The organism is Streptomyces sp. NPDC005963, assembly GCF_040638655.1.
Taxonomy (GTDB): domain Bacteria; phylum Actinomycetota; class Actinomycetes; order Streptomycetales; family Streptomycetaceae; genus Streptomyces.
The window spans coordinates 240,390-252,060 of sequence record NZ_JBEXVD010000008.1 but is presented as its reverse complement, the minus strand read 5'-3'; the positions used below and the strand labels follow the sequence as shown (position 1 = coordinate 252,060).

At 68.3% G+C, this 11,671-nt stretch carries 9 protein-coding genes and 3 pseudogenes; 4 read left to right on the top strand and 8 right to left on the bottom strand.

Features of this window, described 5'->3' with window-relative positions; genetic code table 11:
- Positions 1-36: 36 nt before the first annotated feature.
- On the bottom strand, positions 37-459 hold the full coding sequence (locus ABZ348_RS14935) for a hypothetical protein (RefSeq protein WP_358932965.1): 423 nt from the start codon (positions 457-459) through the stop codon (positions 37-39).
- A 213-nt stretch (positions 460-672) separates the two neighbouring features.
- Between ABZ348_RS14935 and ABZ348_RS14930 the strand changes: the two genes are divergently transcribed.
- Together ABZ348_RS14930 and ABZ348_RS14925 are read left to right on the top strand one after the other, a co-directional pair.
- The gene (locus tag ABZ348_RS14930) at positions 673-843 is read left to right on the top strand and encodes a hypothetical protein (protein ID WP_358932963.1); all 171 of its coding nucleotides are present in this window, start codon (positions 673-675) and stop codon (positions 841-843) included.
- Positions 844-1,013: 170 nt separating this feature from the next.
- A complete protein-coding gene (locus tag ABZ348_RS14925) occupies positions 1,014-1,142 on the top strand; it encodes a hypothetical protein (RefSeq protein ID WP_358932961.1) in 129 nt (42 codons plus the stop codon).
- Positions 1,143-1,955: 813 nt separating this feature from the next.
- Here ABZ348_RS14925 and ABZ348_RS14920 read toward each other — a convergent pair.
- A pseudogene (locus ABZ348_RS14920) lies at positions 1,956-2,106 on the bottom strand (IS5/IS1182 family transposase); the annotation flags it as partial.
- 297 nt (positions 2,107-2,403) lie between these two features.
- Here ABZ348_RS14920 and ABZ348_RS14915 point away from each other — a divergent pair.
- Positions 2,404-2,535: pseudogene (locus ABZ348_RS14915) on the top strand (IS110 family transposase); the annotation flags it as partial.
- A gap of 108 nt (positions 2,536-2,643) precedes the next feature.
- Here the strand turns inward: ABZ348_RS14915 and ABZ348_RS14910 are convergent.
- Positions 2,644-3,879 (bottom strand): annotated as a pseudogene (locus ABZ348_RS14910) (cytochrome P450); the annotation flags it as partial.
- 823 nt (positions 3,880-4,702) lie between these two features.
- Here ABZ348_RS14910 and ABZ348_RS14905 point away from each other — a divergent pair.
- On the top strand, positions 4,703-5,527 hold the full coding sequence (locus ABZ348_RS14905) for a methyltransferase domain-containing protein (RefSeq protein WP_358932959.1): 825 nt from the start codon (positions 4,703-4,705) through the stop codon (positions 5,525-5,527).
- Between the two features lie 581 nt (positions 5,528-6,108).
- Here the strand turns inward: ABZ348_RS14905 and ABZ348_RS14900 are convergent.
- The 5 genes from ABZ348_RS14900 to ABZ348_RS14880 all read right to left on the bottom strand — a co-directional run bounded on the left by ABZ348_RS14900 (position 6,109) and on the right by ABZ348_RS14880 (position 11,375).
- Positions 6,109-7,191 (bottom strand): terpene cyclase, encoded by a 1,083-nt coding sequence (locus tag ABZ348_RS14900; RefSeq protein ID WP_358932957.1) that lies wholly within the window; start codon positions 7,189-7,191, stop codon positions 6,109-6,111.
- A gap of 112 nt (positions 7,192-7,303) precedes the next feature.
- A complete protein-coding gene (locus tag ABZ348_RS14895; RefSeq protein WP_358932955.1) occupies positions 7,304-8,221 on the bottom strand; it encodes a class I SAM-dependent methyltransferase in 918 nt (305 codons plus the stop codon).
- A 178-nt stretch (positions 8,222-8,399) separates the two neighbouring features.
- A complete protein-coding gene (locus tag ABZ348_RS14890) occupies positions 8,400-8,975 on the bottom strand; it encodes a flavodoxin-dependent (E)-4-hydroxy-3-methylbut-2-enyl-diphosphate synthase (RefSeq protein ID WP_358932953.1) in 576 nt (191 codons plus the stop codon).
- Positions 8,936-9,142, bottom strand: coding sequence for a hypothetical protein (locus ABZ348_RS14885; RefSeq protein ID WP_358932952.1), 207 nt, complete (start codon positions 9,140-9,142; stop codon positions 8,936-8,938). The genes ABZ348_RS14890 and ABZ348_RS14885 overlap by 40 nt, the downstream gene beginning before the upstream one ends.
- Positions 9,143-10,151: 1,009 nt before the next feature.
- Positions 10,152-11,375 (bottom strand): hypothetical protein, encoded by a 1,224-nt coding sequence (locus ABZ348_RS14880; protein ID WP_358932950.1) that lies wholly within the window; start codon positions 11,373-11,375, stop codon positions 10,152-10,154.
- Between the last annotated feature and the right edge of the window lie 296 nt (positions 11,376-11,671).

Below are 11,671 nucleotides of genomic sequence, written 5' to 3'. Positions count from 1 at the left end.
CACCCCCCGGGCCATACCTTCAACAGGGGGGAGCAGTCATGCCGGGCCCGGAGGCCGGGAGCCCCATTGCGGGACCACCAAAAAGGTAATGGGGGGGGTTCGTAGGGGTGTCCGGGTGCGGCGGCTGGGCTCTAAGCTCTTGAGCCGGGTCCATTCATCGCGCCACGGCTTGAGTGCGGGATCCCGCCGCGACACGAGCGGTTGCTCCTCGCCGTGTTCGTCACGAAGCATCAGGACACGGACGAGGGCCATGACGAAATCGACTTTGGGGAGCCGTTCCCCGTTGAAGACGGCGCTCAGCACGGAAGGGGAAAGGGCGTCCAGTTTCTCGTCCCGGGCGCGGCGCTGGATCACCCGCAGGGACGGGTCTCCTCGCCCAATCCGTAGCTGGACCAGCTTCGCTGCGAAGCCTTGGAGTATCTCCTCGAATGTGCCGGTGCCATGGTCGGTCGTCGTCATGCCGTTCCCCCGGTGGATGGTGCGTTCCGTTACGGTAGATCGCACTCTCTGGAACAGGGGAGAACTCTTCGGAACAGGCCGGGACGGAAGGCGTCGCACGGTGAGTGTTCACAGAATCCCTGTGCTGTCCCGGTACGTTCCCCGGTGAACGAACTCGGCCCGGTCTGTTCCATGCATGCAGGTCAGGTGGGTGGGAGGCGCTTCTCTTAGGGCATGACGAACCCTCAGTCGCCGTTCCTCACCGTCCACACCGTCCTCGTCCTGCTTACCGCCGCCTTCGGGGCTCTCGCCTACTGGTCCGCAGGCAGCGTCCCGGGCGCCGCCCTCATCGGACTGTCTACCGCCGGCGTCAGCATCCCCGTACTGCGCACTCTCATCCACTGAACACCACCCACCCGCGCCCCGCGGTAGACCGAAGAGGGCCTGGACCGCACGGTCCAGGCCCTCTGTCGAAGGGGCACATCGGCATGGCGGTCACTGCGGGCGCGGCCAACTGCCTTGAGCATCTGCAGCAGGTCCAGCAGATGTTCATCACGCGTTGGCGAGAAGAATAGATGCAGCTCATGCGCGGGATCAGCCGCCTGAACCGCGGATACGCGGTCCGCTCGATCGAGGTCACAACCCACCTCAGGCGCCAGACGACGGTCAACACCACCACCAACGACACTGCGCCGGATGGGTGACGGAACAGGCGTTCACGTTCCCAAGATCATCCCGTGGCCCCTTTGGGGCTTACCTCGGCGATACCCCGAGAGGGGCCGGTTCTTTGGCTACGACCACAAGCGCTCAGCCCGGAGTCAAGGGCAGGTAGACGTCGATGCGAGCACGGGACTAGCCCCTTTGACGTTGCCCGAAACGGCCGCCTCCGAGCGTCAACATCAACGCTCAGTGACGGCAAAACCCCTGTTCAAAGCACCGTCAGTCCATGATCAACGAGCGTCAAATGAGCGTCATTTCAGCGTCGAGATATCGCCTGTAACGCCCACAACGCACATCATGCACATCGGCAAAACCCCAGCTCAGGCGTCCTTCTTCACCGGCTCCAGGATCGCCACGCACTCCACGTGGTGCGTCATCGGGAAGATGTCGGCCTGGGTTTGGTCAAAGATAAGTGCAGGTCAGAGGCCACTTGGTGGGCGCTATTGCGGCGAGTTCCTGATCCCGAGCGTCATATGAGCGTCAGGCGAAAAGAGTGGGGCAGGGGAGCGCCAGGTGCGGTGCCAGCTGCCGGTCGAGTTGCTTCTTCACTGCGTGTGAGGGGCGCACGCAGTGAAGCATTCCCGCAGCGCCGTAGGCGGTAGCACCCTTCCTCCGGTGGTAGCGCGATAAGGAGTGATGCACTGAGCCGGATCGTCCCGATCAGATGTCGCGGAAGAGACCAGCCGGCCCCGTGACCTGCGACGCTTGTTGGGAATGGCTGCTGACCTCCGTAAATGACCCTTCGGTTGATTCACGGTCGTGCCCGTTGATGCAGCTGAAACTCCCAGAAGAGTCCCAGAGACATGAGGTCGGCAGTGGCCTTCGGCGGCGAGGTGGACCTTCGTGGTCGGCCCGCCGCGAGACTTTCCGAGGGCGGTCGAGTAGCCCAACAGCCGGGGCTGTTCTTTTGGCACCGGCAGCGTTCTGGCGAGCGCGGACCAAGGGGGCCGATGCCCTGCGCCTGTCGTCACCGGTGCTACTGATGCGTCGGGTATTGCCTGCCTGCAGTGTGGAAACGTGGCTTACAAAGTTGCGGCTTGCTTTCTCTCAGGAGTGCCACGTCGGGTGGGTGCTGTAGGGGCGCAGGGCCTGGCGCATGGTGGTGAGGGAGGCGGTGGCATGGGGCGACCGCAGGCCCGGGTAGTGAGGAAGCGTTTCCAGGTGGTGAGGGATTCCTCAAGGTTTCCCTGGCGGAGTTGCGATTCGGCCGGGTCGCCCCACGCAGCCGGGCCCGGGTGACGCACGAAGCGCGGTGAGGGCTGCAAGCACGGTCAGGCCGTCACCGCCCTAGCCCGCCGAAGGGCCAGCGTGCTCTGGGCACCCCTGCGTGACGGGCGGGTCTTCACCTTCACCCCGCGGGTCACGCAAGCTGCTTGACTTCGTCATTGAGACTCCTGCGCGAGATTCGGCGACGTGGCGGGGCGCAAAGGCGACTCGGAGGCCTTTTGGTCGCAGGGTCATGCCGCGGCGGGCCACGACCCGCTTGCCGGGCACTGACTCCAGGCGCCGATTCTGGAGGAGCACAGCGAGCATGGCTGTGGCCTCGGCGATGCCGAAGACGTCGCCGATGCACTTGCGCGCTCCCGCGCCGAACGCGAGGAAGCCGTCACGCTCGGCGCGGCCGACCCGCCCGGGCTGCCAGCGATCCGGGTCGAAACGATCGGCGTCCTCGAAGCTGTCGGAATGCCGGTGGAGAGCCCAGCTGGAGAAGATGACGTCCGCTCCCTGGGGGAGCTTGTGCCCGTCCAGCTCGCATGCACGGGTGGTGGTGCGGCTCAGCACCCATACCGGAGGGTACAGCCGCAGCGCCTCGGTCAGGGTGTTCTGCAACTGCGGCAGCCGCGCCAGGTCCTGGTAGGTGGGCGAGGCTCCGGCCAGCACGGTGTCGATCTCCTCCTGCACCCGGGCGTAGTGGTCGGGGAAGGTGACCAAGATGTGCAGGGTCCAGGACAGCAGGGCTGCGGTGGGCTCCAGACCACCGAGCATGAAGTCCCAGATGTGGCCCCGCACCAGTTCGTCGTTCAGTACGCCATCGGCGTGCGGCTCGGGTGCGAGGAGCAGGGTCAGCAGGTCGTCGTGGGACTCCGGGTTCCGTTTGCGGTGGCGGATCATCGTATCGATGGAATCCGTGGTGTGTTGAACGGCTCGGTAGAACCGGCGGTTGGCGGGATGCGGGAACCGGCCTATCGAGGGCAGCCCCATGCGCAGGCCGAGTCCGTCCAGCACGATGGGCAGATACCGCTGGAACCCGTCGACACAACCCGCGGAGACGGGGTCGGTGAACAACGACCGGGTCAGCACGCCGGTGGTCAGCGCCGTCATCTCCTTGTCCACCTCGATGATCTGGTGGGGGTCCCACTCCGCGATGTGTTGCGTCGCGGTTTGCGTGACGCGCTGCATGTAGCCGGTCATGGTCGAGCGGTGGAACGCCGGCTGCACCAAGGGGCGGTGCACACGGTGTACGGAGTCGGGCTCGGTGGCGAGTCCGTCGCCCAGCAGCGTTGTGAACGGGATGAAGAACGGGCCGCCCTTGTCGAACTCGCCACGTCCGCCGACCAGTATCCGTCGCACGAGGGCCGGCGAGGTCACCACGTACGCGGTCAGTCGCCCCAGGCGGATGCGTACCAGTGGTCCGATATCGCCCAACTGCCGGAAGAATTCCTGGGGCTCGGCACCTATCCTGCCCAGGTGGCCGAGCAGGGGCAGCGCGCCCGGGGCCATGGGGATGCTTTCATTGTGTTGCATCGCGACGTGCCTCTTTTCGTCGAGGGGATGTGTACGGCGCCGCCACCGGCGGCACGACGACCGGCGGACGCGAGCGGCACGGGCCGCCTTGGCCGGATCGGTCCCGCGTCCGGGTGGTCACGCGTCGTGGCGTTCATCGGACGTGTCCCGTTGGGCGGTTTGCGAGGGCGTGCCCGGAGCCGGTCCGTCGGGCCCCGCGCCCGTTGTCGGGGTTTGTGGGTCTTGTCCAGTGCACCACTGCGGCCCCGGTCCGGAAAGGAGTCGCAGCGATGAACCTGTTGCAAGCGGTGCGACTTTGCCCGCTTGTGAAAGACCTGGGACCGCCCGAAGGAGTTGATCGGAGGGGCATTGCCTCGACTGCCGGGGAGCTGCGCGGTGGACGCGACGACGGCCGGTTTCGACGCGCGCACTTCTTGGATGCACCAGGGTGTTGCTCATCCGCGCCATCGCGCGTATCAAGGATGGGGGCGCCGGTTTCCCCTACAGCGTCGAGACCGCACTGCGACGACCGTGGGACCTCAAACCGTGTCGGCCGACAGGGCGCCGCATGTCCCGTCACGCGGCCGGCGACCGCGTCCGCCGCCTTCGACACAACACCGTGGCTGCACCCTTGCCACGCTTCCCGTACCGCTGCCCCCAGGGGTGGTGGCGCAGGGGCACGACCCGTACACCGCCCCGGTTCGCGCCGGGCGCCCGCCCCGCAGTGCGGAGCGCGTCCGAACGAGCGTCCGCCGACCGGCACATCGACCCGCACAACGAAGCTCCGCCCGTGAACCGCCCCCTTGGAGAGGTGACAGACATGTCCCGGACCGAAGGTCCCACACCCCAGCACGTCGTCGCCTTCTACGACAACACCGAGGCGGTGGACATCTTCTTGGGCGACGAGATCCACATGGGCCACTGGTCACCGGGTGACGCGTCACCGCTACGGCGGGCGCAGGAGCGACTGACCGATCTGGTGACCGAGAGGACCGGGGCGGGTCCCGGACGGCACGTCCTGGACGTCGGATGCGGCACGGGTGGGCCGGCACGACGCCTGGTCCGCAGGACGGGTGCCACGCTCACCGGCATCACGATCAGCCCCGAGCAGGCCCGGGTGGCCCGTGTGAGGAACGCGGAGGCCGGGTTCGGGGGCGGCCTCTGTGTCGGGATCACCGATGCGGTCGCGACGCCCTTCGCCGATGGAGTCTTCGACGCCGCCATCGCAATCGAATCAATTCTGCACATGCCCGACAAACAAGGGGCGTTCGGTGAAATCGCCCGGGTGCTGCGGCCGGGCGCGGCCCTGGTCGTCGCCGATTTCGCCCAACGGACGGCGGAGGGCGCCGTGTCCGGTGCCCCCGGGTCTCTCGCCGCCTCGTTCGTGGCCGTTCCCACATGGGACGCGTACACGCGCCTCGCCGAGGGGGCCGGACTGTACATCGAGGAGATCCTGGACATCACCGACGCGACACGGCAGTCCTACGAGCGGATCCTGGAGGGCCTGACCCGTCCCGAACTGGTGGCCGTGTGCGGTCCCGAGCAGCGGACGGCGATCGAGGGGATCCTGCGGTTGTTCGCCGACGCCACCGACGCCGGCTTGTTGGGCTATGTGATCGTCGTGGCCCGCAAACCCGCCGGGTGAGGCAATGTGGTGGTGAGTGCGGCGCGTGTGGGTTCTCCCGAGGACTGAGGGGCGTTCCGGATCTCGCACGCGCCACGCCGGGTCCGAGGAATGGCGCGTCCGGACCGCCTCCCGTTGTGGTGGTCGATGCATCGTGCCGGATCGTGGTGGTGTCGCGGCCCGCACGTGGGCGAGGGCGGGATGAGCTGGCGCCGGACCGGCTGAAGCCGTTCTCATGGTGGGGCACGAGTCGAGGCGTCGTGGCGGGAGTCGCCTTCGGTGCCGACAGTGGGAGACGAGGGCGAGCCGGTGTCGCCCGAGGCCGACGACCCTCCCGTCGACGACCCGGGCCGCGCGGGGCGTGTGGTGAGGCGAGGTGGTGAGGGCTCCTCTGCTCTCGGGGCGCGGGGACTGGTCCTCTTCTGTTCGGGGCCGGGCGGGCCTGCGGGACGGCGCCGGGTGCGGCGCTCGGCGCGGGCGGATCGGTTCGGACGTCCGGGTGTTCGTCGGGACGCGAACGGCCCGGGCGCGTGCCCTCGACGCGGCGGGCCGGTCCCGGTCCTCTCCCCGGTGGCGCGCGTCTCGTTCGGTGGTCGGCGGGTTCACGCGGAGGAGACGTGCCACCACCACGAGATCGAGGGGATCGGCAGGGGCGAGGTGTCGTCGGAGGGGGGTGCGTCGAGGAAGCCCGCGTCGAGGAAGGTCTCGGGGTCGGTGGTCATGCCGTCGAGAAAGCGGTATCGGCGGCTTTCCCGACACCAGAGCATGCCGCCCGCGGTGTAGTTCCACATCGACGTGACGTATCGCTCGACGACGGGATCGTGACAGTCCCGGACGACCTGTTCGCCGAGTGTGTGATACCGGTGCATCATCCGGTTGATGTAGTCGACCGCGACCAGGACGCCGTCGGCCTCGTCCAGGGCGTATTCGCGGCGGACGACGTCGAGGAAGTTGTGGCCGTCGCCGGTACGGTGTCGTTCCTTGCGATACGAGCACAGGTCGCTGTAACAGTTCATGGTCAGCGCGCTCATCTCGCGGATCGCGCAGATCCGCCGGTCCGCGATCATCGCCGGTGTCACGGGGATGGCACGGACCATCTGCGGTAGCAGCGAGTACAGCGGAGTGGCTCCGGTGGCGACGCGGATCACCATGTATGTGCTCAGGTCCGGTGTGAGGCCGCGTCGGACGTTGCACGCCTTGAGGATCTCGGTGAAGAACCAGGACCTGGCTCCCTCCACCCACAGCGCGGCGTCCAGAGGTGCGCAGTATCGGGTGACGCGCAGCATGAGATCGCGCCAGGCCATTGCGTAGCGGTCGTTGGGGTCGAGGACGACTTCGACCGATTCCATGGCTCGTTGGATCCGGTAGGCGGCATCCGCCAGTTCCATGGGTTTGTCGCGGGTGGGGCCCTCGTCGCAGAACTCGTCGTCCCACGCGAACGCCCACATGGACATGTCGGTGGCGAGTTGCAGTCGTTCGGGCGTGCCGTCGGGGACGAGGTAGCCGCCGACGGCGGCTGAGTCGCCGTGGACTAGGCGTTCCCGCTGGGCCTCGTCCCAGAACAGTTGGTACTTGTCCATGTAGGCGATCGACTGTTGTTCGGCCTCGCGGGTCAACGGGTGAGGTGTCGGCTTACCCGGGCAGTACACGGCGGGGATGTGGAGCAGATCCGTAGGATCGCTCATGACGACTTCCTTCCCTGGGGTGCGGGGGCTCGTGGTGACGATGGTGCGGGGCGCGGTCGTGTGCCCTCGCCACGGCGCCGAGAAGACGCTTCGGTTCGGGGTTCGTCGGGCGTCATGCCGTGCGACGGGCGATGATGCTGTAGGCGGAGACCTTGTCCCGGGCGAGGGCGTCGGACATGTTGTCGGCCATCACCCGCAGTTCCTCCAACGGGCCGTTGAGGTCGTTCGGGAGGTGTGTCTCGATGTTGGACTTCACGTCGCGGAACCAGTGGATGACGTCCTCGTTGCGCGGCAGGACGCGCATGTCGGCGATGTCGAACCCGTGGTGTTCCAGGACTGAGGCGAAGTACTCCGGGCTCTTGCGGTTGCCGCAGGCGAGCCGGTCGACCATGTCGGGGATCGCGGATGTGTAGGTGCCGGGGCCCTGTTTGAACAGGGTGTCCGAGATGACGAGGATCCCGCCTGGGCGCATCCGTCGGGACAGGGCCGCCACGGACGCCTCGTAGGCGTCGTCGAGGAAGTGGGTGTACACGCCGCGCACCACAACCAGGTCATAGGGCAGGTGGGGGTCGGGCAGCAGGTCCACGTCTCGGCCGTTGCACAGGAACAGCCGCACCCGCTCGGCGAGGCGGTGGTCGGCCAGGAACCTTGCGCAGTAGTCCAGTTGGGTAGGGCTGATGTTGATCGCGTCGATTCGGTCGCACTCGTGGAATCGACGGGCCAGGAGGTAGCTGATGAAACCCCAGCCGCAGCCGAGGTCCAGGATCCTGCGGATGCGCGGTCGGGGGCCGGTGAGCAGCCCGGCCAGGTCGAGTTGGCGGTCGAAGAAGCGCACGCCGGCTTCTCCCGGCGATAGGAGGCGGGTGGTGTCCTCGTAGTCGCCCCATTCGAACAGCAGGGTGTCCCCCAGCGCCCTGCGCCACAGGTCGGGGGAGTCGTCGTAGGTGTACACGACCTTGTCCCGGTAGGGGTCGGGAACGGGGCCGTCGATCACGGAGAATGTGGGAACAAGCGAAGTACGTTGGGTCATGGCAGATTTCTTTCGCGGGTTGTGTCGGATGGCGCGGTTGTCCGCAGGTCGGATCGGTGTCGGGCGGACTCGGCGCCGGCTGCCGGAGTGGGTTCGGTGTCCGGACGTGGGCGGGGTTGGTCGAGGCGGGTCCGTACGGTCGCCGGGTCGAGATCGCGGGGGTCGAGGGACGGGATGGTCATCGGGTCTGTCGTGCCGGGTCGTCGGGCGGGGAGCCGACCAGGCGCGGGGCCTCGTCGAGGAGGGCGTCGACGACCCGGACGATGTCGCAACCGGCGGCGATGACTTCGGCGATCTGACGCAGGGTTGTGGCGTCGACGTCGGCGGTCGGTGCGATGGTCATGGTCTGCACGCTGATCGGTACGTCGCAGCCGACTGGCATGTTGCCGACGTGGATCCGGCGGGTGGGGGTCTGTGGGAGGGGGCGGGCTCTCCGGGCTCGGCGGCTGTCATGGGGCTCTCCGGGCGGGGTGGGAGGAGGTGGGGCCGGCAGCCCGACGCGGAGGTGAGCGGGTGCGCGCAGTTCGTGCAGTACGGCGCGGGTGATACCCGCGGCATCCAGCCCCGCCGCGGCGAGCAGGTCGGTTCGCGATCCGTGGGGCACGAAGGCGCGGGGCAGACCGAGCGCGCACTTCGGCGTGTGGATGGAGGCGTTGCGGCATGCCTGCGCAAGGGCCGAACCTATGCCGCCGGTGCGGCTGTTGTCCTCGACGGTCACGCCGAATCCGTGGGACTCGACGAGTGCGGCGGCCATATCACCAGGTTCGGCCCCAGGCGCCCGCCACTCGCACACACCTTGACGACCAGGAACTCCCTGATCCGCTCGGCCAGGGCGGGCAGATCACCGGCCGGCCCGCTCCGCACTACCGACGGGCCGGTCAGGTCGGCCGGGCCGGGCCGTGCATCCGGTGGGGCGGTCATCGGGCTCTTCCCTTCGCCGGGGTCCGGGGCGGGCACGACCAGGGCAACGCCGGCACGCCGTGCCCGTTGTTGCGTGCGATCGGCTGCCGGGTACCAGCAGTGCACCACTCCGGCGCGGGGTCGCACAGGGGGTCGAGGTGGGTGATGCGTTGCGACCGATGCGACATTGTGTGTTTGTGAAATCGAGTGGGGGCCTCCGGTCGACCGTAAGCCGGGAGCCGAGACATGCCCCCGAAACACCCCACACCCGCCCGCGTGCCCCACTTCGGGAGGCGGACCGGAGTGGCCTCCGACGTGCCGCAATCCAACTGCCCCGGGCCGCCGGACGCGGACAGCGACGGCCCGCGACCGGTCGACGGCCTCGCGCCGGCCGTCCGGCACCACCCGAGGCCGCCCGTGCTGCCGCGAGCGCTTCTCCCGGCAACTCCGGTGGCTCGTCGGCGCGGTGGCGGCGGGGTCATGTCCCACGCCCCGTCCACGATGCGTGGTCCGTCCTGGGCGGCCGGCCCGTCCTGCGGGCCGTCCGCAGTCAAACGCGCCGAACCGGGCCCCGGCCGCCGGACGCCGGGGTGTACGGCGCGGCCGCACCGACACCGCACGGGGCGCGGCCGCCGCGTACCGAGATCGGCATCACGGCGACAGGCGCCGGCGGGTGGCGTCGGATAGCCCGTATGGTGCGCCGTCGGGAGTTCGGCCGAAGCGGCCGGTTTCTTTCCGGCAGGAACGCGTTAGCAGGGGCGAACGACATGACAGCCCCGCCCCGCCAGGAGCCTTCTGGCCAGGCGTAGCCGCAAGCGCCAGGGCCGGCAACGGCCCTCGGGGCCAGGTGGATCTTCGTGTTCGGTCCGCCGTAGGGCCGTCCGATGGCATGGTCGAGCAGTTCACCAGGCGGGACTCGTTCTGATGGGCACCGGCAGCGCCCTGGCGAGCACGGACCGAAGTGGGACCGGTGCCCGCGCTCGTTGTTGTGCCGTGTGGCTGACGCGTCGGCTGCTGTGTGAGGTGTGGCTTACAAGGTTGCGGCTTCCTCTCGCAGGAGTGCCACGTCGGGGTGGGTGCTGTAGGGGCGCAGCACCTGGCGCATGGTGGTGAGGGAGGCGGTGGCGCGAGTTGATCGCAGGCCCGGGTAGTCGGTGAGGAAGCGTTTCCAGGTGGTGAGGGATTCTTCGAGGTTGCCTTGGAGTAGTTGTGATTCGGCCAGGAGTGCTGTGGTGAGAGCCCTGGCGCGGCGTGCCTGCGGGGCGCGGGCGCGGAGCGAGGCGGTGTAGGCGCGGGCGGCTGCCGGGTGGTCTCTGAGTGCGGTCAGGGTCCGGGCGCGTTGGTAGTGCAGGGCTGCGGTCGGGTAGCTGTCGAACGGGTCGGTGAGGTTCTGGTCCGCGTGGCTGTGGAGGATTTCCGCGTTGTGTAAGGCGAGGAGGGCGCGGGGGCGGTTGTTGGCCCGTGCGTGGGCCAGGGCGAGTTGGGACTGGGTGAAGGACTGGGCCAGGGGTGAGGAGTAGTGGGTCGCGGTGGCGGCTGCTTGCTCGGTCAGGGTGAGGGCGGGTTGTCGGTGGCCGAGGTCCAGTGCGTGGGAGGCGAGGGCTCTGAGGGCGATGGTGTAGGTGTGGGGGTCTTCGGCTTCGGCGGCCAGGTGGGCGGCTGTGCGGTGGTAGTGCTGGGCCAGGGCGTTGTCGTTGTCGTCGCCGCACATGTTGCCCAGGAGGATGGTGAGCTGGGCAGTGTGGGTGAGGAGTTGTCGGTGTACGTGCTCGGTGGCGCTTGAGAGGAGCCAGGGGGTGACGTCGTCGGCGAGGTAGGTGGTGAGCGCGGTGCGGGCGTGCCCGCCGCCGAAGCTGCCGGTGGAGGCCGCGAAGACGACGGTCATGCTTTGGAGCGCTTCCACTTCCGCGCGGCCCACTCGGCGTCCGGCCATGACGCCGGCGCGGCGGGCCACGGTCCGTGAGAGTAGGTCCTCCCAGTTGGGGACCGACAGCGCGGCGAGGCTATAGACATCCACGCCCAGTAGCTCCCCCCTGCGGGGGTCGAGCTGGCTGTGGGTGAGCTTGGCCAGCTGGTGCACGGGGTCTGCCTTCCAGGACCAGGCCGGTATACGGGCAGGAGCTCGGGTCAGCCCGGCGTCGGCGGCGGTCAGAGGTCTGCCCAGGCGCCGGGAGAGCGCCTCCAGGATGTAGGTGGGCGCGGGCGGACGGGGATGCGCTCCGGCGAGCCAGCGCGTCGCTGTCGAGCGGTTCACGGTCAGGTCGTGGCCGCGCTCGGAGGCGACCGAGGAAACGGCGTGCGCGAGTAAGGTCGCGTTCCATCCCGCCTCCAGGAGAAGTTGCCCAAGCCGGGCGTTCGGTTGCTGAGAGGACATCACTTCCCCGTTCTCAGCCCTAGCCAAAGATGATCCGGACACAGCGTCTTTCACAAGGGCGCATAGACGCAGCACGCGCAGCACATTCGCACCCCAAGGCCCCTACACAGTCTGGACTTCGGCGGATGTACTGCAAGGGAGGTACCCGCCTGGATCGGTCACCCAATCCCGGCGCA

Bases quoted from the DNA above. Each gene is read 5' to 3' on its own strand.
- ABZ348_RS14885 (WP_358932952.1), bottom strand. From the start codon at position 9,142: ATGACCGCCCCACCGGATGCACGGCCCGGCCCGGCCGACCTGACCGGC.
- ABZ348_RS14905 (WP_358932959.1), top strand. From the start codon at position 4,703: ATGTCCCGGACCGAAGGTCCCACACCCCAGCACGTCGTCGCCTTCTAC.
- ABZ348_RS14930 (WP_358932963.1), top strand. From the start codon at position 673: ATGACGAACCCTCAGTCGCCGTTCCTCACCGTCCACACCGTCCTCGTC.
- ABZ348_RS14890 (WP_358932953.1), bottom strand. From the start codon at position 8,975: ATGGCCGCCGCACTCGTCGAGTCCCACGGATTCGGCGTGACCGTCGAG.
- ABZ348_RS14895 (WP_358932955.1), bottom strand. From the start codon at position 8,221: ATGACCCAACGTACTTCGCTTGTTCCCACATTCTCCGTGATCGACGGC.
- ABZ348_RS14900 (WP_358932957.1), bottom strand. From the start codon at position 7,191: ATGAGCGATCCTACGGATCTGCTCCACATCCCCGCCGTGTACTGCCCG.
- ABZ348_RS14925 (WP_358932961.1), top strand. From the start codon at position 1,014: ATGCAGCTCATGCGCGGGATCAGCCGCCTGAACCGCGGATACGCGGTC.
- ABZ348_RS14935 (WP_358932965.1), bottom strand. From the start codon at position 459: ATGACGACGACCGACCATGGCACCGGCACATTCGAGGAGATACTCCAA.